28 protein-coding genes are annotated in these 19,645 nt (G+C 60.9%); all 28 read right to left on the reverse strand.

Features of this window, described 5'->3' with window-relative positions:
• Position 1: 1 nt before the first annotated feature.
• Entirely contained in the window at positions 2-307 is a 306-nt protein-coding gene (gene nuoK, locus PRI8871_RS11625) for an NADH-quinone oxidoreductase subunit NuoK (RefSeq protein ID WP_108886387.1), read from the reverse strand.
• 83 nt (positions 308-390) lie between these two features.
• Entirely contained in the window at positions 391-585 is a 195-nt protein-coding gene (locus tag PRI8871_RS11630) for a hypothetical protein (protein ID WP_108886388.1), read from the reverse strand.
• A gap of 36 nt (positions 586-621) precedes the next feature.
• Positions 622-1,224 carry an NADH-quinone oxidoreductase subunit J gene (locus tag PRI8871_RS11635; protein ID WP_108886389.1) on the reverse strand — a complete coding sequence of 201 codons (603 nt, stop codon included), beginning with the start codon at positions 1,222-1,224 and terminating at the stop codon, positions 622-624.
• Positions 1,221-1,625, reverse strand: coding sequence for a carboxymuconolactone decarboxylase family protein (locus tag PRI8871_RS11640; RefSeq protein ID WP_108886390.1), 405 nt, complete (start codon positions 1,623-1,625; stop codon positions 1,221-1,223). The genes PRI8871_RS11635 and PRI8871_RS11640 overlap by 4 nt, the downstream gene beginning before the upstream one ends.
• On the reverse strand, positions 1,625-2,026 hold the full coding sequence (locus tag PRI8871_RS11645) for a carboxymuconolactone decarboxylase family protein (protein ID WP_108886391.1): 402 nt from the start codon (positions 2,024-2,026) through the stop codon (positions 1,625-1,627). The genes PRI8871_RS11640 and PRI8871_RS11645 overlap by 1 nt, the downstream gene beginning before the upstream one ends.
• Positions 2,026-2,520 carry an NADH-quinone oxidoreductase subunit NuoI gene (gene nuoI, locus PRI8871_RS11650; RefSeq protein WP_108886392.1) on the reverse strand — a complete coding sequence of 165 codons (495 nt, stop codon included), beginning with the start codon at positions 2,518-2,520 and terminating at the stop codon, positions 2,026-2,028. Before nuoI ends, PRI8871_RS11645 begins: the two co-directional genes overlap by 1 nt.
• A gap of 2 nt (positions 2,521-2,522) precedes the next feature.
• On the reverse strand, positions 2,523-2,849 hold the full coding sequence (locus tag PRI8871_RS11655) for a hypothetical protein (RefSeq protein ID WP_108886393.1): 327 nt from the start codon (positions 2,847-2,849) through the stop codon (positions 2,523-2,525).
• A 1-nt stretch (position 2,850) separates the two neighbouring features.
• Positions 2,851-3,888: an NADH-quinone oxidoreductase subunit NuoH gene (nuoH, locus tag PRI8871_RS11660; protein WP_108886394.1), complete on the reverse strand. Its 1,038-nt coding sequence runs from the start codon at positions 3,886-3,888 to the stop codon at positions 2,851-2,853.
• 8 nt (positions 3,889-3,896) lie between these two features.
• Entirely contained in the window at positions 3,897-4,295 is a 399-nt protein-coding gene (locus PRI8871_RS11665; protein ID WP_245897843.1) for a YNQ4 family lipoprotein, read from the reverse strand.
• Positions 4,295-6,313: an NADH-quinone oxidoreductase subunit NuoG gene (gene nuoG, locus PRI8871_RS11670; protein WP_108886395.1), complete on the reverse strand. Its 2,019-nt coding sequence runs from the start codon at positions 6,311-6,313 to the stop codon at positions 4,295-4,297. Before nuoG ends, PRI8871_RS11665 begins: the two co-directional genes overlap by 1 nt.
• Positions 6,314-6,318: 5 nt before the next feature.
• The gene (locus tag PRI8871_RS11675; protein WP_245897844.1) at positions 6,319-6,819 is read right to left on the reverse strand and encodes a DUF5333 domain-containing protein; all 501 of its coding nucleotides are present in this window, start codon (positions 6,817-6,819) and stop codon (positions 6,319-6,321) included.
• Entirely contained in the window at positions 6,816-7,160 is a 345-nt protein-coding gene (locus tag PRI8871_RS11680; RefSeq protein ID WP_108886397.1) for a hypothetical protein, read from the reverse strand. The genes PRI8871_RS11675 and PRI8871_RS11680 overlap by 4 nt, the downstream gene beginning before the upstream one ends.
• A gap of 5 nt (positions 7,161-7,165) precedes the next feature.
• Complete coding sequence (locus PRI8871_RS11685; RefSeq protein WP_108886398.1) at positions 7,166-7,654, reverse strand: DUF3291 domain-containing protein; 489 nt, start codon at positions 7,652-7,654, stop codon at positions 7,166-7,168.
• A gap of 22 nt (positions 7,655-7,676) precedes the next feature.
• Positions 7,677-8,975, reverse strand: coding sequence for an NADH-quinone oxidoreductase subunit NuoF (gene nuoF, locus PRI8871_RS11690; protein WP_108886399.1), 1,299 nt, complete (start codon positions 8,973-8,975; stop codon positions 7,677-7,679).
• Positions 8,975-9,199 carry a DUF5337 family protein gene (locus PRI8871_RS11695; RefSeq protein ID WP_108886400.1) on the reverse strand — a complete coding sequence of 75 codons (225 nt, stop codon included), beginning with the start codon at positions 9,197-9,199 and terminating at the stop codon, positions 8,975-8,977. The genes nuoF and PRI8871_RS11695 overlap by 1 nt, the downstream gene beginning before the upstream one ends.
• A 17-nt stretch (positions 9,200-9,216) precedes the next feature.
• On the reverse strand, positions 9,217-10,251 hold the full coding sequence (locus PRI8871_RS19605) for a helix-hairpin-helix domain-containing protein (RefSeq protein WP_503128375.1): 1,035 nt from the start codon (positions 10,249-10,251) through the stop codon (positions 9,217-9,219).
• Positions 10,252-10,277: 26 nt separating this feature from the next.
• On the reverse strand, positions 10,278-11,426 hold the full coding sequence (locus PRI8871_RS11705) for an NADH-quinone oxidoreductase subunit E (RefSeq protein WP_108886401.1): 1,149 nt from the start codon (positions 11,424-11,426) through the stop codon (positions 10,278-10,280).
• Positions 11,426-11,707 carry a hypothetical protein gene (locus PRI8871_RS11710; protein ID WP_108886402.1) on the reverse strand — a complete coding sequence of 94 codons (282 nt, stop codon included), beginning with the start codon at positions 11,705-11,707 and terminating at the stop codon, positions 11,426-11,428. Before PRI8871_RS11710 ends, PRI8871_RS11705 begins: the two co-directional genes overlap by 1 nt.
• Positions 11,704-12,933: an NADH-quinone oxidoreductase subunit D gene (locus PRI8871_RS11715; RefSeq protein WP_181389455.1), complete on the reverse strand. Its 1,230-nt coding sequence runs from the start codon at positions 12,931-12,933 to the stop codon at positions 11,704-11,706. The genes PRI8871_RS11710 and PRI8871_RS11715 overlap by 4 nt, the downstream gene beginning before the upstream one ends.
• Positions 12,933-13,079: a hypothetical protein gene (locus tag PRI8871_RS19610; RefSeq protein WP_181389448.1), complete on the reverse strand. Its 147-nt coding sequence runs from the start codon at positions 13,077-13,079 to the stop codon at positions 12,933-12,935. The genes PRI8871_RS11715 and PRI8871_RS19610 overlap by 1 nt, the downstream gene beginning before the upstream one ends.
• Complete coding sequence (locus PRI8871_RS11720) at positions 13,079-13,684, reverse strand: NADH-quinone oxidoreductase subunit C (protein WP_108886404.1); 606 nt, start codon at positions 13,682-13,684, stop codon at positions 13,079-13,081. Before PRI8871_RS11720 ends, PRI8871_RS19610 begins: the two co-directional genes overlap by 1 nt.
• Positions 13,681-14,214, reverse strand: a complete 534-nt coding sequence (locus tag PRI8871_RS11725) for a NuoB/complex I 20 kDa subunit family protein (RefSeq protein WP_181389449.1) — start codon at positions 14,212-14,214, stop codon at positions 13,681-13,683. The genes PRI8871_RS11720 and PRI8871_RS11725 overlap by 4 nt, the downstream gene beginning before the upstream one ends.
• Positions 14,205-14,570 carry an NADH-quinone oxidoreductase subunit A gene (locus PRI8871_RS11730; RefSeq protein ID WP_108886405.1) on the reverse strand — a complete coding sequence of 122 codons (366 nt, stop codon included), beginning with the start codon at positions 14,568-14,570 and terminating at the stop codon, positions 14,205-14,207. The genes PRI8871_RS11725 and PRI8871_RS11730 overlap by 10 nt, the downstream gene beginning before the upstream one ends.
• A gap of 301 nt (positions 14,571-14,871) precedes the next feature.
• Entirely contained in the window at positions 14,872-15,186 is a 315-nt protein-coding gene (locus PRI8871_RS11735) for a hypothetical protein (protein ID WP_245897845.1), read from the reverse strand.
• Between the two features lie 58 nt (positions 15,187-15,244).
• Complete coding sequence (locus tag PRI8871_RS11740) at positions 15,245-16,027, reverse strand: crotonase/enoyl-CoA hydratase family protein (RefSeq protein WP_108886407.1); 783 nt, start codon at positions 16,025-16,027, stop codon at positions 15,245-15,247.
• Entirely contained in the window at positions 16,027-16,890 is an 864-nt protein-coding gene (locus tag PRI8871_RS11745) for a hydroxymethylglutaryl-CoA lyase (protein WP_108886408.1), read from the reverse strand. Before PRI8871_RS11745 ends, PRI8871_RS11740 begins: the two co-directional genes overlap by 1 nt.
• Before the next feature lie 57 nt (positions 16,891-16,947).
• Positions 16,948-17,616 (reverse strand): glutathione S-transferase family protein, encoded by a 669-nt coding sequence (locus PRI8871_RS11750; RefSeq protein ID WP_108886409.1) that lies wholly within the window; start codon positions 17,614-17,616, stop codon positions 16,948-16,950.
• Positions 17,613-19,550: an ATP-binding protein gene (locus PRI8871_RS11755; protein WP_108886410.1), complete on the reverse strand. Its 1,938-nt coding sequence runs from the start codon at positions 19,548-19,550 to the stop codon at positions 17,613-17,615. Before PRI8871_RS11755 ends, PRI8871_RS11750 begins: the two co-directional genes overlap by 4 nt.
• Positions 19,551-19,645 lie beyond the last annotated feature (95 nt).

Consider the following 19,645-nt stretch of genomic DNA (forward strand, 5'->3'; position numbering starts at 1 on the left):
GTTACCCTTTCATCACGTTGACGTCTTCCACGGCGATGGTGCCGCGGTTGCGGAAGAAGCAGACGAGGATTGCAAGGCCGATGGCTGCCTCAGCGGCGGCCACGGTCAGGACGAAGAGGGTGAAGACCTGCCCCACCAGATCGCCCAGGAAGGACGAAAAGGCGACCAGATTGATGTTCACCGAAAGCAGCATCAATTCAATCGACATCAGCAAGATGATGACGTTCTTCCTGTTTAGGAACAGGCCGAAAATGCCGATAACGAACATAGTCGCCGCCACCGTCAGATAATGTTCAAGTCCGATCATATCGTCCCTCCGGGCCTTGCCCGCTTCTTCTCATCTCATGCCCCGCGATTGCGAGGCTGGTTCTTACTCCGCCTATTGGCGGGTTATCTCATCCAGTCGTTCGGGCCACCTAGGCCCAAAAACCCAAACCGGGCCGCTATCCGGCCCTGAATACGGTCGGGTAGCATCAGTACGATCTTGCGCAACGCCCAGGCTCCGAACAGGATCTTGCAGATCCAGAAGCCGATATAGAGGGCGATGCCCTGCGGTGAGAGGAGGAAAGCAACCAGGTCGCTCATTCCGGCCTCACACCACGGTATTGGACGGGCCTTGGCTCACAGCCCCTGCCCCGGTTTTACATCGCGCAGTTCCATGGCTTTCGCCGGGTCGCGGTACATCTGGGCCAGAACATCCTGACGCTTGACGTCTTTGCGATGGCGCAGGGTCAGAACGATAGCGCCGATCATCGCGACCAGCAGGATCAGACCGGCCAGTTGGAACAGCAGAAAGTATTGGTCATAGACGATCAGGCCAAGCGCCTCGGTGTTGTGACGATCGGCAGGCGCAGCCGCCGCGATCATATCCTGCGCGTGATCCGAGGTTTCCCATGCACCGTAGGCCATGCCCAGCTGCATCAGGATGATGACCCCGATCAGCAGTGCCAGCGGCAGATACTTCGCCATCTCGGCTTTCATCTCGGCAAAGTCGATGTCCAGCATCATGACGACGAAAAGGAACAGAACCGCAACCGCGCCCACATAGACGATCACCAGCAGCATCGCGACAAATTCCGCGCCCAGCAGCACGAACAGCCCCGCCGAGGACAAGAAGGCCAGGATCAGCCAAAGCACCGAGTGCACCGGGTTGCGGCTGATCACTGTGAACAGCCCGCCGGCAATCGCGCTCAGGGCAAACAGGTAGAAGGCAAAGACCATCATGTCTCACTATCCTTTTTGTCTTCCATCACCTCGCGCGCGAGGTCCATCGCGCGGGTCATGGCAGGAATGCCTGCGAACATCGACATCTGTGCGATGGTCTCGGCTATTTCGTCTTTCGTGGCTCCGGCCTCCAGCGCGTGGCGCACTGTCATCCGAAACGGTGTATCGGCTTGTGCGCCCTGCATGGTCTGACCGGCAATGGTCAGCAAAAGGCGCGTTTTGGCGTCCAGCCCGTCTTTGGAAATCCCCTTACCAAAGGCCATTTCCATGATCTCTTTGGGCATGGTCGGCCAGAGGGCCTCAAACCCTTTGGGCGAAAAGGTTTCCAGCGCCGGATTGAACGCTTTGGCCATTTCCTGAGCCTGCTGCATCATCAGCTCAAAAGGAGTTTTGTCGTTCATTACGTGTCATCCTCCTCGGCTTCGAACACTTCAATTGCCGCGTTCAACGCATTGATCATTGCAGGGAACCCACCATAGAGCGTCATCTGAAAAATGATCTCTGAGATTTCCTGCCGGGTTGCACCCACGGCCCGCGCACTGGCGATGTTCACCTTCAATTGCGGGCGCGTCTGACCGCCAAGCGCCGTCAGCGCAGCGATTGTCGCCAGCAGCCGGGTCTTTTCGTCCACACCGCCGCGGGCGTAGAACTGTCCATAGGCCACATCGACGACCGTCTTGGACAGACCGGGCACCAGCGTGTCATAGCGATCACGCAGCACATCCTCCATGCCGGGATTGACCTGTTCAGACAGGGCCTTCCCACGCGCGTAGGTGTCGATATGGGGCTCATCCAGACTCATTAGCGGTACGGTGCATCCATTTCGAGGTTGCGGGCGATTTCGGCTTCCCAACGTTCGCCATTCGCCAACAGCTTGTCCTTGTTGTAGAACAGCTCTTCGCGGGTTTCCGTGGCGAATTCAAAGTTCGGACCTTCGACAATCGCGTCTACCGGGCAGGCCTCTTGGCAGAAGCCGCAGTAGATGCATTTTGTCATGTCGATGTCATAACGCGTGGTGCGGCGGCTGCCGTCGTCGCGCGGTTCTGCATCGATTGTGATCGCCTGCGCCGGGCAGATCGCTTCGCACAGTTTACAGGCGATGCAACGCTCTTCCCCGTTGGGGTAGCGGCGCAGCGCATGTTCGCCGCGGAACCGGGGCGACAGCGGGCCCTTTTCGTGCGGGTAGTTCAGCGTTGCCTTGGGGGCAAAGAAATACTTCATGCCCAGCTGGAACCCTTTCAGGAAGTCCGCCAGCAGGAAGTATTTGGCTGCTCTGCCGTAATCAATGTTTGCCATGTTCACGCGTCTCCGTCTTGAGAGCCATCGGCTTTGTTCGTCATCGCGTCCACCTTGCGGGCTTCGGCGTCATCGGCGTCCATCAGAGGATCACCGTATTCATCGTATTCGTCGTCATCGGTATCCGGCAGGACCGAGGCGGCCTTATCATCAAAAGCCTCAACCTCGGCGGCCCAGCGGAAAATCGCGGCGGCGATTTCGTTGGCCTGAGGAAGCATCCCGCCATCCTGCCCGCGTTCGGGCAGGCCGCAGTCACGCACGACAAAATCCGCGAGGGAAATCATGTCGATGTAACGTGCATCCAGGATTGCATCCTTCAGGTCAGCCATATCAGCCTCCGATGGTCCAGCGGGCGTAGACGCCCCAGAACCATTCGAACTTGGCCGCGAAGGCCACAAAGACGACCCACGCCAGCGACATCGGCAGGAAGACTTTCCAGCCCAGACGCATCAGTTGGTCATAGCGGTAGCGGGGCGTGATCGCCTTCACCATCGAGAAGATGAAGAAGACAAACAGCATCTTGCCAATCATCCACAGGATACCATCCGGCAGACCCGGGATCGGCGACAGCCAGCCACCGAAGAACAGCAGCGAGATCAGCGCGCACATCAGAACCACAGCCACCAGTTCACCGATCATGAACAGCAGGAACGGGGTGGACGAGTATTCAACCTGATAACCAGCCACCAGTTCCGATTCCGCCTCGGGAAGGTCGAACGGCGGGCGGTTGGTTTCGGCCAGTGCCGAAATCAGGAACAGGAACAGCATCGGGAAGTGCGGCAGCCAGTACCAGCTCAGGATGCCTGCGCCGCTTTGTGAATGCACGATGTCGCCAAAGTTCATCGACCCGGCCGAGATGATCACACCAATGATGATCAGACCGATCGACACTTCGTAAGAAATCATCTGTGCCGCCGACCGAAGCGATCCCAGGAACGGGTACTTCGAGTTCGACGCCCAGCCGCCCATGATCACGCCGTATACCTCAAGCGAGGAAATGGCGAAAACATAGAGGATGGCCACGTTGATATCCGACAGCACCCAGCCGTCGCCGAACGGGATCACCGCCCAGGCAACCAGTGCCATCACCAAGCTTACCAGCGGGGCCAGGAAGAAGACGAATTTGTCAGCGCCAGCAGGCACGACAACTTCCTTGACGATGTATTTCGCGAAGTCCGCGAAAGACTGTAGCAAACCGTAAAAGCCCACCACGTTGGGGCCGCGACGCATCTGGACAGCAGCCCAGATTTTGCGGTCGGCATACATCAGGAAGGCCAATGCCACCAGCAGCGGCAGGACCAGCAGGAAGATCTGACCCACGGTCAGCAGGAAGATCCCCAGGTTGGTGTTGAAAAAGAAGTCAGCCATCAGGTCCCTCACACCATCGGTATTCCGTTTTCCGCGCAATCAGACACGACGACTTCTGCGTCGATTGTCTTGAGTCCGCGGGGCAGCGCCGGCGAGATGGTGTAAACCGCATCTCCGTGCCAGAGGCCACCCTTTTCGTATACGTTCGTGCGCAAATGACGCGCAAAGCCGTAGCCGCGAATAACGGCATACTGCGCTGCGGCACATTCCGCGTAGTTTTCCACATCCTTGGGGTCACGCGCACCGCGCATGGTCACAAGAAAATTCACCAGATCCCCGTCCAGAAGGCGGGTTTCGATCCCGGCATAATCCGGCTTGAACGGCGCAACCTCCCCTTCGGATTCGACACATGCCGAAACCGTCAGGGCCGCCATCAAGGCCAGAGGATATGCCGGGTTCGGCATCATTATTCGGCCGCGATCTTTTGGCCGCGCGCTTTTGCATTCGCGCTCAGTTCCGCCATCAGGGCCGATGCACGGGCAATCGGGTTCGTCAGGTAGAAATCCTTGACCGCGTTCACAAAGCTCGCCTCGCCCAGCTTACCTGCGGCTTCGGCGGTCCATGCGTTTGCGGGCACTTCGTCGATCTGGGCCAGGTGCGGGACAGCCGCAACCAGTGCCTGACGCAGCTGCGCCAGCGAATCCCACGGCTGGGTCGCGCCCAGTTCCGCCGAAAGCGCACGCAGGATCGCCCAGTTTTCCTTGGCCTCGCCCGGAGCAAACCCGGCACGCTGTGCCAGCTGCGGGCGGCCTTCGGTGTTCACGAACAGACCGTTTTCTTCGGTATAGGCCGCGCCCGGCAGGATCACGTCCGCGCGGTGTGCGCCGCGGTCGCCATGGCTGCCTTGGTAGATCACAAACGCGCCGTCGCCAATCTCGACCTCATCAGCGCCGAGGTTGTAAATCACGTCCGCCCCGTCAATCGCGGCTTCCAGACCACCTTCGGTGACTGCGCCCACATCGAGCGCGCCAACGCGGCTGGCGGCAGTGTGCAGAACCAGCAGTTTCGACTGAGCCGCTTCGGTCATCGCCATTACGGTGCCCAGAACTGCGGCGCCATCAGCCTCACGCAGGGCGCCCTGCCCCACGATCGTCACGCCCGGCACGCCGTGCTTGTCGCTGTGGTCCATGGCCGCCAGTTTGGCCAGCGCGGCGCGGTCATTGCCCAGATAGGTGTAATCGTAGGTCAGATCGACCTGCTCACCAATCAAGGCCACCTTGGCACCACGCGCCCATGCCTTGCGGATACGGGCGTTCAGCACCGGCGATTCTTCGCGCGGGTTGGTGCCGATCAGCAGGATCATGTCAGCGCCGTCGATATCTTCGATTGCAGCCGTGCCAGCATAGGCCGAACGGTTGCCCGCCGGCAGCTTGGCCTTGTCGGTGCGCGCCTCAACAGCGCCGCCCAGACCATCGACCATGTTCTTCAGGGCAAAGGTCGCCTCAACCGAGGCCAGATCGCCAACCAGACCGGCCACTTTCGACGCGCCTTTCAGCGCACCGGCGGCCTTGGCCAGCGCTTCACCCCAGGTTGCCTGGCGCAGCTTGCCGTTTTCGCGGATGTAGGGCTTGTCCAGACGCTGACGCTTCAGCCCGTCCCACACAAAGCGCGACTTGTCCGAGATCCACTCTTCGTTCACGCCGTCGTGGTTGCGCGGCAGTATGCGCATCACTTCGCGGCCCTTGGTATCCACGCGGATGTTCGAGCCAAGCGCATCCATCACGTCGATGGTTTCGGTCTTGGTCAACTCCCACGGGCGGGCGGTGAAGGAATAGGGCTTGGACACCAGCGCACCGACCGGACACAGGTCGATGATGTTGCCCTGCATGTTCGAATCCAGCGTCTGGTTCAGATAGCTGGTGATTTCCGCATCTTCGCCGCGACCCGTCTGGCCCATCTGGGTGATGCCCGCGACCTCGGACGTGAAGCGCACGCAGCGGGTGCAGGAAATACACCGAGTCATGTGCGTTTCAACAAGCGGACCAAGGTTCAGGTCTTCGGTCGCACGCTTGGGTTCGCGGAAGCGGCTGAAATCCACGCCATAGGCCAGCGCCTGATCTTGCAGATCGCATTCGCCGCCCTGATCGCAGATCGGGCAATCCAGCGGGTGGTTGATCAGCAGGAATTCCATCACGCCTTCGCGGGCCTTTTTGACCATGGGCGAGTTGGTTTTCACAACCGGTGGCTGGCCTTCCGGGCCGGGACGCAGATCGCGGACCTGCATCGCGCAAGAGGCGGCGGGCTTGGGCGGGCCGCCAACCACTTCGACAAGGCACATGCGGCAATTGCCGGCAATCGACAGGCGTTCATGGTAGCAGAAGCGCGGAACTTCTACCCCGGCCTGTTCGCAGGCCTGAATCAGGGTCATCGCCCCGTCGCACTCGATTTCATGATCGTCGATGATGATCTTGCGTAGGTCCGCCATCTGTCTCACTTTGCTCTTAACAGGACGCCGATCTGGCTGGAGCGGGCAATCTCGGCCTGGCCAAGCGTGCACAGGTCTTCCGCGCTCCGGGGATCGAGCCCCTTGGATTTCACATAGGCTTCGCCCAGTTTGCGAATTCGGGCTTTCTCATCCGCGCTGCTGACATAGGTTTTGATTTCGTCGTCGGAGTACCCGAGCGAGCGTGCCTTGTCTTTAAGCGAGCTGAGAAAAGCATAGCCTTTCAAGGTACGCGGCGCGATGCTGCCGCATTTGTCGCTGATCTCGATGGCAATCGCCACCCACAGCATATTGTGGTCGATTTCCTTGACCTCGCGCAGCGGAACCAGCGCCGAGGCGCTGCTGGCGATCAAGGTCAGGGCAAGGGCAAACGGCTTCATCATCGTGGCAATCCTTTGGTGAAAGATGCTTGCCACGTGGGCGCAGGGGCCCCCGTTATTCAATATCATGCCCCGGTTTGTGGGGGATATGACCGCAAATCCGCTCATTCCACGCAAGATCCCGCCAATGTCAGCGTGCCAGAGGCCGCGCCGATTGCCGTTTCATCCGCGTCCGGGCCGATTTGCCAGATCACGTCCGAGGTGCCCAGTTTCTGAATACAGTATTTGGTCGCCTCGTATTCGCCCGCCTGACGCGCGCCTTCCAGCCCTTGGGCCACGTTGGACACTGTCACGACGAAATCCGCCGGGGCTTTGGCCTCTACGGCCTTGCCCTTGGCGGGGTAATAATTGCCGTCAAACCGCACCGAGTTAGAGCGTTCACGGTCGCAGGCGGAAACCGCCGTCAGCGCCAGCATGGAAACCAGAAGGGATTTGGTCAGATTGGTCATCCAGATCACTCCGCCGCGCAGCGATGCTGTTTCCAGCCCGTTGCCTCTGTCAGGTACGACCAGCCAAACGCGTGGTCGCTGTCTCCATGTTCGCGCTTATGGTCCAGCCGGGCCAAAGCTTCGTCAAAGCTGGGTTTATGGCCCGCAGGCACCCACCACATGACGAAGTGCTGTTCGCCCAGAACTTCAAACCATTCGTTGCGACGTTCGTAGAATTGCTTGTGGACCGTATTCCAGACAAACTTCTCTAGGCTCGCAACATCTTTCCAGACCGTCAGGTTGGACACATATTGCGGGTCGCCGTCGATGGCAGTGTCGGTGTTGCCCGTGTTGGGTTCGCCCGATCCTTCCATCATCCAGACGAAGCCCGGCATCCGTTTGCCGAGGCCATTCACCCGGTCGATGTTCTCCATGAACTCAGCCACGCGCGGGTCGTCCGTGGGTGCCAACAGGCGCCCTACGTTCAACTCGGCCAAGTGCATGGTCTGTGTCATGGTCCTATCCCGCTAAGGCCGCTTATTCAGCCGCCATTGCGCCCATACGGCCCGACTTCTGGGCCTTGATACGGTCTTCGATTTCTTCGCGGAAGTTGCGGATCAGGCCCTGGATCGGCCATGCAGCCGCGTCGCCCAGTGCACAGATCGTGTGGCCTTCGACCTGCTTGGTCACATCCCAAAGCATGTCGATTTCTTCGATCTCGGCCTCGCCCTTTACCAGACGGTCCATCACGCGCATCATCCAGCCGGTGCCTTCACGGCACGGCGTACACTGGCCGCAGCTTTCGTGCTTGTAGAACTTCGACAGGCGCCAGATCGCTTTGATGATGTCGGTCTGCTTGTCCATCACGATCACAGCCGCCGTACCCAGGCCCGAGCCAAGGTCATTGCGGAGGTAATCGAAGTCCATGATGGCGTCTTTCATCTTTTCGCCGCGCACGCAGGGAACAGACGAGCCACCGGGAATCACGGCCAGCAGGTTGTCCCAACCGCCGCGGATGCCGCCGCAATGCTTCTCGATCAGTTCTTCGAACGAGATCGACATCGCTTCTTCGACGACGCAGGGGTTGTTGACGTGGCCCGAGATGGCAAACAGCTTGGTGCCCGCGTTGTTCGGACGGCCAAAGCCCGCGAACCACGATGCGCCGCGTCGCAGGATCGTCGGCACAACGGCAATCGATTCCACGTTGTTCACCGTGGTCGGGCAGCCATAAAGGCCCGAGCCTGCCGGGAACGGCGGCTTCATGCGGGGCATGCCCTTTTTGCCTTCAAGGCTTTCCAGCAGCGCAGTTTCTTCGCCGCAGATATAGGCCCCTGCCCCGTGGTGCAGATAGAGGTCAAAATCCCAGCCCGAGCCAGCGGCGTTCTTGCCCAGAAGGCCCGCGTCATAGGCCTCATCAATGGCGTTCTGCAGCGCTTCCTTTTCGCGGATATATTCGCCGCGAATGTAGATGTAGCACGCATGGGCCTGCATCGCGAACGAGGCGATCAGCGCACCTTCGATCAGCGTGTGCGGATCGTGGCGCATGATTTCGCGGTCTTTGCAGGTGCCCGGTTCGGATTCGTCGGCGTTGATCACCAGATAAGACGGGCGACCGTCGCTTTCCTTCGGCATGAAGGACCATTTCAGACCGGTCGGGAAGCCCGCGCCGCCACGGCCACGCAGACCGCTGTCTTTCATCTCTTGAACGATCCAGTCGCGACCCTTTTGGATCAGGCCAGCGGTCCCGTCCCAATGGCCGCGCGCACGGGCGCCTGCCAGGGTGCGGTTATGCATCCCGTAGATGTTCGTAAAGATCCGGTCCTGATCCTGCAGCATCAGCGTTCATCCTTGTCCTTCTGGCGCGACCGCCAGAGTTGGTAGATCATCCAAAACGCCAACAAAAACCCAGCCAATGCGGCCAAGTCAAAGAAGGCGCGGGTGCGCTGGGTCCAATCCAGCGCTTCCCCCAAAGCCGTGGCCGCGATCCAGAACAGACCAACACCTGCCACAACCAACGCGGTGAGGCGGCCTTGTGCTTTATATTCTGTCTCGCGGCTCATATCGGCCTAAGTCTCCCTCAGTACACGCCGCCCTTGTCGACGCGTTTTGAGAATTCAGTTTCGCCGCCGGTGGCCAGCAGCTTGGCTTGTTCAAGCCAGTTATCGCGGGTCACTCGACCCTTGAAGCCCTTCAGGTTGGCATCCACCCATGCGACCTCATCGGCGGTCCAGCCCGCGATCTGGTCAAAGTGGTAATAGCCCAGCTCGTTGCACATGGCTTCCAGCTTGGGGCCAATGCCCTTGATCCGCTTCAGATCATCGGCACCGCCATCACGCGGGGCTGCCAGACCTTCGGGCTTGGTGCCAGCGGTTTCGCCCGCGCCTTCGCCCTCATAACGCCATTCGCCTTTCTTGGCGGAAAGCTCTTCTTCGCCCGCCAGTTTGGTCGACGCTTTAACCGGTGCCGCCTCAGCGGCGGGGGCCGGTGCGGCCTTCGCCTTGGGCGCGGCTTTGGCATCGCCGCCCTCATAGCGCCAAGTGCCCTTGCGCGCGGCCAGATCTTCCTGACCGGCCAAACGCGTGGACGGTTTGATCACCGCCGCCGCAGGTTCATCCGCCTTGGGCGCCTCGGCCTTCGGGGCCTCTGCTGCCGGAGCAGGCTCTGCCGCCGGGGCAGGGTCCGCTGCGGGCGCGGCTTTGTCGTCGCCGCCCTCATAGCGCCATTCGCCCTTCTTCTCGGCCAGTTCAGCCTGCCCTGCCAACGCCGCAGAGGGCTTCACCTTCGACGCCTCAGCCGGTGCGGCAGCAGGTGCCGGAGCAGCCGGTGCAGGCGCAGCCGCCGGTGCAGCCTTAGCAGCGGGAGCCGCCGTTTGTGACGCCGCCGGGGCGGGTGCAGAAACCGGCGCGGCGCTCGGCTGTTCCGCCGATTTGCCACAGTAGAGCCACACGATCAGCCCACCAAAGATCACGAAAAAGAGCACACCAAGTACAAGCGCTTCGATCAGCGCGTAATGTCCGACGGACATGAGCAGCACAGTGGTCAACACCGCCAGCGCCGCAGAAAAGAGCCAACACTTTGTGCTACAGCTCTTGTTATTACCTGGATTGCTCATTCTCACTCTCCCATGTGGTTCAGGCTTTATTCGTCGTAGACGCCACCTTTCTTAACACGAGAGGAGAATTCAGTCTCTCCCCCTGCGGCTAGCACTTTAGCCTGATCCACCCAGCCATCGCGGCTGACGCGGCCTTTGAACCCTTTGAGGTTCTGATCGACCCATGCCACCTCATCGGCGGTCCAGGAAGCGACCTGATCGAAGTGGTAGAAACCCAGCTCATGCAGCAGGCCTTCCAGCTTCGGACCCACACCTTTGATCTGCTTCAGATCATCGGGGCCACCGTCGCGGGCGGCGGTCAGCTGTTCGGGCTTGGTGCCTTCGTTTTCGACGGGAACATCCGCTTCGGGCTTGGCAACGCTTTCGGCCTGCGCTTCACGCTTGTCGATGCCTGTCTTGTCGGCGGGCGCTTCGGTCCGAACCGGCTTTGCCGCCGGGGCCGATGTGGCCTGACCGCGCATGCCAGACTGATCGCCCCACGGCGTCAGAATCGGAACTTCGGTGCCGTCGATGCGCTTGACCGTGTCGCCGATATCCGTCGCCAGTTGCACCGACGCGTTATACTGGTGACGGTCCTTGGCGTATTCGGCCAGCGAGGTCACGCCGCCCTTCGGTTCGGCCGCGTAACGGCCATTTTGCGGGCCGGGAACCGGCACTTTGCCAGCGGCCAGATCGTCGAGCATCTTGGCAAAGCCGTCTGCGGTCAGATCTTCGTAGTAATCCTTGCCGATCTGCGCCATCGGGGCGTTGGTACAAGCGCCAAGGCACTCAACCTCTTCCCATGTGAATTTGCCATCCGCCGACAGGGTGAATGGCTTGGGCGCGATCTTTTCCTTGCAGACCGCGATCAGGTCTTCGGCGCCGCAGATCATGCAGGACGTGGTGCCGCAGATCTGGACATGGGCCACCGAACCGGTCGGGGTCAGCTGGAACATGAAGTAGAATGTAGCCACTTCCAATGCGCGGATATAGGCCATGCCCAGCATGTCAGCGATATGTTCAATCGCTGGCTTGCTCAGCCAACCTTCCTGTTCCTGCGCGCGCCACAACAGCGGAATGATCGCCGATTGGGCCCGGCCAGCGGGGTATTTGGTGATTTGCCCTTGGGCCCACTCCAGGTTGGCGGGGGTGAAGGCAAAGCTCTCGGGCTGTTCAGAGTGCAGACGACGCAGCATCAGGCACAGACTCCTGTCACGAGTTTCACGCCACCGTTTTCAAGCGAAACGGCTTCTTCAGTGGCGAGCTTGTATTTCGAAATAGCGATGACTTGGTCGCGCGTCAGGCCGGTTTGCAGCTCGACCGGCAAATAGTCGCTTTCGGCAACCAATTCACAGCCGATCGAGGCAACCGCTTCGTCGTAGCCCAGCATATCCGCCGGGGTGATCCCTTGCGGCGGCATGGCACAGGCGGCCAAAAGGCCCAAAGCCGATACACCGGCCAAAACGCGCTTGGTCATCGGTCGATCTCCCCGAACACGACGTCCATCGTGCCGATGATAGCGGCGACGTCGGCCAGCTGGTGGCCGGTCGCGATATGGTCCATCGCTTGCAGGTGCAGGTAACCGGGCGCGCGCAACTTGGCGCGGTACGGTTTGTTGGACCCATCCGCCACCAGATAGACGCCGAATTCGCCCTTGGGGGCTTCGACAGCGGCATAAACTTCGCCCGCAGGCACGTGGAAGCCTTCGGTGTACAGTTTGAAGTGGTGGATCAGCGCTTCCATCGAGGTCTTCATCTCGCCGCGCTTGGGCGGGGTGAATTTACCACGGGCCAGAACGTCGCCCTGCCCTTCTGGCGCGCGGAGTTTGGCGATGGCCTGAAGGATGATCGAGGTCGACTGGCGCATTTCTTCCATGCGGCACAGGTAACGGTCGTAGCAGTCACCATTTTTGCCGACGGGGACCTGGAACTCGAACTCATCGTAGCATTCATAGGGCTGCGCGCGGCGCAGATCCCATGCAAGGCCAGAGCCGCGCACCATAACGCCCGAGAACCCCCAGTTCTGGATTTCTTCTTCGGACACGACGCCGATATCGACGTTACGCTGTTTGAAGATGCGGTTTTCGGTCAGCAGCCCATCCAGATCGTTCAGAACTTTCGGGAACTCATGCGCCCACTCCTCGATATCATCGAGCAGTTCAGGCGGCAGATCCTGGTGCACACCGCCGGGCCGGAAATAGGCCGCGTGCAAGCGCGCGCCACAGGCGCGTTCGTAGAAGATCATGAGCTTTTCACGTTCTTCAAAGCCCCACAGCGGCGGGGTCAGCGCGCCAACGTCCATCGCCTGCGTCGTCACGTTCAGCAGGTGGTTCAGCACACGGCCAATTTCCGAGTACAGAACCCGGATCAGCGAGCCACGGCGCGGAACCTCGATGCCCATCAGCTTTTCAATCGCCAGACACCATGCATGTTCCTGGTTCATCGGCGCCACGTAGTCGAGGCGGTCGAAATACGGCAGGTTTTGCAGATAGGTGCGGCTTTCCATCAGCTTTTCGGTGCCACGGTGCAGCAGGCCGATATGCGGGTCGCAGCGTTCGACGATTTCGCCGTCCAGCTCTAGCACAAGGCGCAACACGCCGTGCGCCGCCGGGTGCTGAGGCCCGAAGTTGATGTTAAAGTTGCGGATTTTCTGTTCGCCGCTCAGCGCATCCACGCTGCCGTCGTCAAACTTGGAGCCGTCCATCATGCTAGGCCTCCACTTACGAACTTCGAGTCAAGTCCTTTATTTAGGAAAAACTCGATTTTTTTTGAAAGCACTGAAAGTGCGCCGACAGCAGCAGCCGCTCCCGAAAGCAATGCTCCGATTTCACTGAAAGCGTCGTACCACATCACTTCGCCTCCTGCTTTTCGTCACCGGGCAGCACGTATTTCGCGCCTTCCCACGGGGACATGAAATCAAACTGGCGGTATTCCTGAACCAGCGACACCGGCTCATAGACAACGCGCTTCAGCTCTTCGTCGTAACGCACTTCGGTGTAGCCGGTGGTCGGGAAGTCCTTACGCAGCGGATAGCCACGGAACCCGTAGTCGGTCAGAATGCGGCGCAGATCCGGATGACCCGAGAACAGCACGCCGTACATGTCGAACACTTCACGCTCAAACCAATTGGCCGAGGGGTGCACCGATACGATCGACGGGACCATTTCATCTTCGCGCACCGAAACGCGCAGGCGGATGCGGTGATTCTGGTACATCGACAGGAAGTGGTAGACCACATCGAAGCGCTTGGCGCGTTCGGGGTAGTCTACGCCCGCGATGTCAACCAGCGACGAGAACTTGCAGTTCGGGTCGTTCTTCAGGAATTCGACAAAGCCCACGATGTTCGCGGGGGCGACGTCGATGTTCAGCTCGCCATAGGATACGTCCCAAAACAGAACGCAATCGGGGCGCTTGGCTTCGATCAGGGTGCCAAGTTCGGTCAATGCTTCGGTCATCGTGCGATCGTCCCCGTGCGGCGGATTTTCCGTTGAAGCGCCATCAACCCGTACATCAGCGCCTCAGCCGTCGGCGGGCAGCCCGGAACGTAAACGTCTACCGGAACGATGCGGTCACAGCCGCGCACAACCGAATAGCTGTAGTGATAGTAACCGCCGCCGTTCGCACAGGATCCCATCGAGATCACGTAACGCGGTTCGGGCATCTGATCGTACACTTTGCGCAGCGCCGGGGCCATTTTGTTGGTCAGCGTGCCAGCAACGATCATCAGGTCCGACTGACGCGGAGAGGCGCGCGGCGCCGTGCCGTAACGCTCAAGGTCGTAGCGCGGCATCGAGGTGTGCATCATCTCAACGGCGCAGCAGGCCAGACCAAAGGTCATCCAATGGAGCGAGCCGGTGCGCGCCCAATTGATGATGTCTTCCGTCGAGGTCAGCAGAAAACCTTTGTCCTGCAACTCGCGGTTCAGGGCCTGGGTGGCAACCTCGCGGTCAGCGCCAGCCGTGTTGGCTCCGGTCATCACTCCCATTCCAGGGCCCCTTTCTTCCATTCATAGGCAAAGCCGATGGTCAGAACCCCTAGGAACACCATCATCGACCAGAAGCCGGTCATGCTCAGATCCTTGAAGCCGACGGCCCAAGGGAACAGGAAGGCGATTTCCAGATCGAAGATGATGAAGAGAATCGACACCAGATAGAACCGGACGTCGAACTTCATCCGGGCGTCGTCGAATGCGTTGAACCCGCATTCATAGGCCGACACCTTTTCGGGGTCCGGGTTTCGGACCGCCAGCACAACGGCCGCAAGGATCAATACGACCCCCAAACCGATGGCAATTGCGAGAAAAACGAGGATGGGAAGGTATTCCCTGAGCATCTCTTCCACGGGGTGGCTCCTTTCCCGGCGCGCCCAATAGCGCGACGTGTCTTGGCTAGGTTCGCTTGGAACGTGACTTATCCCTGCAAAAAGGCGGGGTCAACATCGCAAGAAGATATTCAAAAGTTTGAAAAAGTACCGAAAATCAAGGAACTAAGCCCAAAATCCCGGCGAAACCCTTGCAAATGCGTCATAAAGTCTGCGCACAATAGTACACAATGACGGCTTGACCCGCATCACATGCCCAAAAAATCACAATCCAAAGAGAGGATGTGAGTCGCTGAATCGCTTTTCCGATAAAATTACTCAGTTAATTGAGCAGGATAGTGATCGCCATACATGCGAACATGGTCGTCACAATCGGCGCCCACAGTCGCCGCTCTGGCACCGAGGGCGTCGCCCAATTGGCAACCATCGACAGGCTCTGGATCGTCAAGGCAACCCAGCCCGCCCAGCCGGGCAAGTCCAAACGGATCAGCCCGCCTTTGGCCGCCACAACCACGATCATGCCAGCCAAGATGAAAATCGACACCAGTGCTGCGATCCGCCCCGATTTTGGCAGGGGGCCTTGAACCCGCCCGCCTTGGGTCAGATGCCCCCACGGGGCCCCGGCAATAAGTCCCACCTGGAAAAACACAGTCGCCGTGCAAAGCACGACATATAACACAGTAAAAACAATCACTTTACTTCACCCATTGGGGTTTACGTTTGTCGAAGAAGGCCGAGATTCCCTCTGCTGCTTCTTCAGTCTGCCAGCGATCGGCCAATGCATCCATAGCCAATTCAACCGCTGATTGCGTCACGTCGCCGCCCAACGCGGCAAGCAGACGTTTTGCATCGGCCACCGCCCCCGGCGCACAGGCCAGATAAGGCGCGACTTCGGCCTCAATCGTCGCGTCCAGATCCTCGGGCGGGACCACCTTGCTCAGGATATCCAGCGACAGCGCCTCATCCGCATCGAACAGACGCCCCGACATAAACACCCGCCGCGCCCGCGTCAGGCCCATCCGCGCCACGACATAGGGGCCGATATTTGCCGGAATCAGCCCAAGCCGCACTTCGGTCAGCCCCATGCGAATCCCCTGCGCCGCAACCGTGACGTCGCATACACAGGCCAGACCGACCCCGCCGCCAAAGGCATTGGCGTGGATGCGTCCGATCAGCGGCTGTGGCAAAGCCGCCAGCGCCCCAAGCGCCCGCGCGATCTTGCCCGACTCAAACCGGCGCGTGTCCGCATCCATCTCCATCTGGGCGCGCATCCAAGCCAGATCACCGCCCGCGCAGAACGTCGGCCCATCGGCAGCCAGAACGACGACTCGCACGTCCTGATCCGCCGCCAAAGCCTGCGCTTCGGCCTCAAGCTCTTCCATCATCTGGCTGGACAGGGCGTTGTGCTTGTCCGGTCGCGCCAACCATAGGGTCGCCACGCCGCGCGTATCCCGCTCTACTCGAATGAACTCTGACATTACGCCGTCTCTCCTGTTCGCATCTTGCGTGCCATAGCTGACGCCTTGGCCACCACAGCCCGATCAAGCCCGGTCACAAAGCCCAAGCGCTCCACCCGTTCAATCACGGCCTCTGTCGCCACATTGCCCGCCGCGCCGGGTGCATAGGGGCAGCCCCCCAGCCCGCCGACAGCGGCATCAAACACCCGCAATCCAAGGCCAAGCGCCGCTTCGATATTGTCGCAGGCCCGGCCCGCCGTGTCGTGGAAATGGCCCGCCAGCTTATCCGCAGGGGCAACCTCAAGCGTGGCCTTCAGCATCGCCTCAATCCCTTCGGGCGCGGCCCGGCCAATCGTGTCGGCCATGCTGATCTCATAGCAGCCCATCGCCAACAACGCGGCCGCCACCTTCGCCGCCGCCTCAGGTGCAATCGCGCCCTCATAAGGGCAATCGACCGAACAAGACACATAGCCCCGCACCGGAACCCCCGCCGCCAAGGCCGCCTCAGCCACCGGGCGGAACCGTTCAAGGCTTTCGGCAATCGAGGCATTGATATTGGCCCGGCTGAACCCTTCCGACGCTGACCCGAAAATCGCCACCTCATCGGCCCGCGCAGCCACAGCCCCCTCAAACCCGCGTAGGTTCGGCGTCAGCGCAGCATAGCGCACGCCCGCCGCCCGCGTGATCCCGGCCAGAACATCGCCGCTATCGGCCATCTGCGGCACCCACTTGGGGCTCACGAATGAGGCCACCTCGATCCGTCGGAACCCGGCGCGGCTCAGGCAATCGACCAAGGCGATCTTCTCAGCCGTCGGGATCAGGCGTGCCTCGTTCTGCAAACCATCCCGCGGCCCAACTTCGAATATCTCGACACGTTCACTCATCGCACGGCCCCCTGCTTCTTCTCTTTTCAAATACGCACCGATGCGCCCGCCACTGGCTCACTCGGTCGGGACAGGATAGAAATCCTTGGCATAAAACCGCTGCGGCCCCTCACGCTCGATGCATCGCTGATAGGCTGGGCGGGCCTCCATCCGCTTGCGATAGGCTTGCAGCTTTGGGAACTGGTCCATGTCCACATAAAACGGCACGGCAAACAGGTTGAACCCCATCATAATGTCCGCCGCCGAGAAACCGCCCTCTAGCAGCCACTCCTTATCGCCGAGCCGCGCTTCCATCCCCGCCAAAGTGCCACGCAGCCGCGCCACGTTCAGCTTGACCACCACAGGGCTCGGCTTGGCCGGAGGCCGCAGGAACACCAGTTGCAGGTTTAACTGTTCGATCAGGCTGGCCATGGTTTCGGAATAATGCACCCATTGCAGCCACTCGGGCCGCTCTGCATGCCCAACCGCGCGGCCCAGTTCAGGCGCATAGGTCTCCGCCAGATATTCGATGATCGCGCCGGACTCGCTCATCACCAGCCCGTCCAGTTCAATCGCCGGAATGCGCACAGCGGGCGACACCTTGCGCAACTCCCCCTCTTGCATGGCTTTGCTGCCGATCTGGTAGTCAATCACCTCAAGCGGGCCGATTTTGTCTAGCCCGATCTCTTCCAGCATCCACAGAACCCGAAATGAGCGCCCGTATTGCACATGATGCAGCTTGATCATTCGCTTTCCTCCTCAAACCGGATCAGCGGCGCACCTGCCGTCACCTGATCGCCCGCAGCCACCAACACCTCGGCTACAACCGCATCGCGGCCAGCGGTCAGACTGTGCTCCATCTTCATCGCCTCCAGAATGGCCAGCCTGTCGCCCTTGGCCACCGTTTGCCCGGCAACCACATCAACCGCCCGCACCAACCCCGGCATCGGCGCTTCTATGACCGAGGCACTAATCCCTGCGTCTGCGGCCCGATCCAACGGATCAATCAAGCTCACCGCCAACGTCTGGCGACCGAACACCGTCACGGTGCCGCCCTCCACATGTACTGCCGCCGCTGGCATGCCGTCAAAACTCCACCGCTGGCCATCATAGGCCACGGCCACCTGCGCCTCTCCCAGATCAACCACGCCGCCCCGCCCCGTGACCTGAACGCGCACGGCCTGCTCCTCGCCGCCAACCTCAATCATCACAGACCGCCAAGGCGCCTCCCATAGCGCAAAGCCGCGATCCCAGCCCGGCGCGGCATCCAGCCCCAGCCCGGCCCAAACCGCCTGAGCCATCGCCCGCGCGTTCGGCGCAGACACGGCCACCAGCGCGTCCAGATCCCGCTCGATCAGCCCGGTGTCGACCTCGCCGCGCCCGAAGCCCTCGTGCCGCGCCAAAGCGCCAAGGAAGGCAAGGTTCGTCACCGTCCCGGCAACCTGCGTCTTCTCAAGGCCCAAAGCCAGCTGGCGCAAAGCCACCTCGCGCGTCGGGCCATGGACGATCACCTTGGCAATCATCGGGTCATAATGCGGGCTGATCTCATCGCCCGAGCGCACGCCGCTATCGGCCCGCACGCCCTCGGGGAAGGCCAGATGCGCCAAACGCCCGGTCGCGGGCAAGAACCCCGCCGGCACATCCTCGGCATAAAGCCGCGCCTCAAAGGCATGACCAGACAGGCGCAGATCCTCTTGCGCACAAGGCAGCGGCTCGCCCCCCGCCACGCGCAATTGCCATTCGACCAGATCAACACCTGTGACCAGTTCCGTCACCGGATGTTCCACCTGCAACCGGGTGTTCATCTCCATGAACCAAAACCCATCGGGCCGCAGCCCTCCTGCGCCATCGACGATGAACTCGATCGTTCCCGCGCCCTTGTAGCCGATCGCCTCAGCCGCCCGAACTGCCGCCTGCCCCATGGCGGCGCGCATCTCGTCGGTCATACCCGGCGCAGGCGCTTCCTCGATCACCTTCTGGTGCCGCCGCTGAAGCGAACAATCGCGCTCGAACAGATGCACGGCCCGCGCGCCGTCGCCAAACACCTGCACCTCGATGTGGCGCGGCGATAGCACGTATTTCTCGATCAACACTGCAGGGTTGCCAAAAGCCCCCCGCGCCTCAGACTGGGCCGAGGCCAAGGCCGCCGCAAAATCGGCAGGGCGATCAACCCGGCGCATCCCCTTGCCGCCACCGCCCGCCACAGCCTTGATCAAGACCGGATAGCCGATCTCATCTGCCCGCGCGGCCAAAAAAGCCCCGTCCTGCTCGGCCCCGTGATACCCAGGCACCACAGGCACATTCGCCTCTTGCATCAAAGCCTTGGCCGCATCCTTCAACCCCATGGCCCGAATGGCCTTGGCCGACGGGCCAACAAACACCAGCCCCGCCGCCTCAACAGCCTCAACAAACGCGGGGTTCTCAGACAGGAACCCATAGCCGGGGTGGATCGCCCCTGCCCCGGTGGCCAGCGCCGCCGCAATGATCCGATCCCCACGCAGATAACTCTCGCCCGGCGCGGCCCCACCGATATGCACAGCCTCATCGGCCATCCCCACATGCGCGGCGCCCGCATCCGCATCGGAATAGACCGCCACACAGCGCAGCCCCATGGCCCGCGCCGTGCGCATCACCCGGCAAGCAATCTCGCCACGGTTCGCAATCAACAATGTGTCAAACATCACCCGCGCCCTCTTCCCTGCATTTTCTGACCATAAATATTCCCGGGGAGCGCGAGGGGCAGCGCCCCTCGCCCCGGCCAGCCCCAATCGAAACG

It is taken from the genome of Pseudoprimorskyibacter insulae, assembly GCF_900302505.1.
GTDB classification, from domain to species: Bacteria; Pseudomonadota; Alphaproteobacteria; order Rhodobacterales; family Rhodobacteraceae; genus Pseudoprimorskyibacter; species Pseudoprimorskyibacter insulae.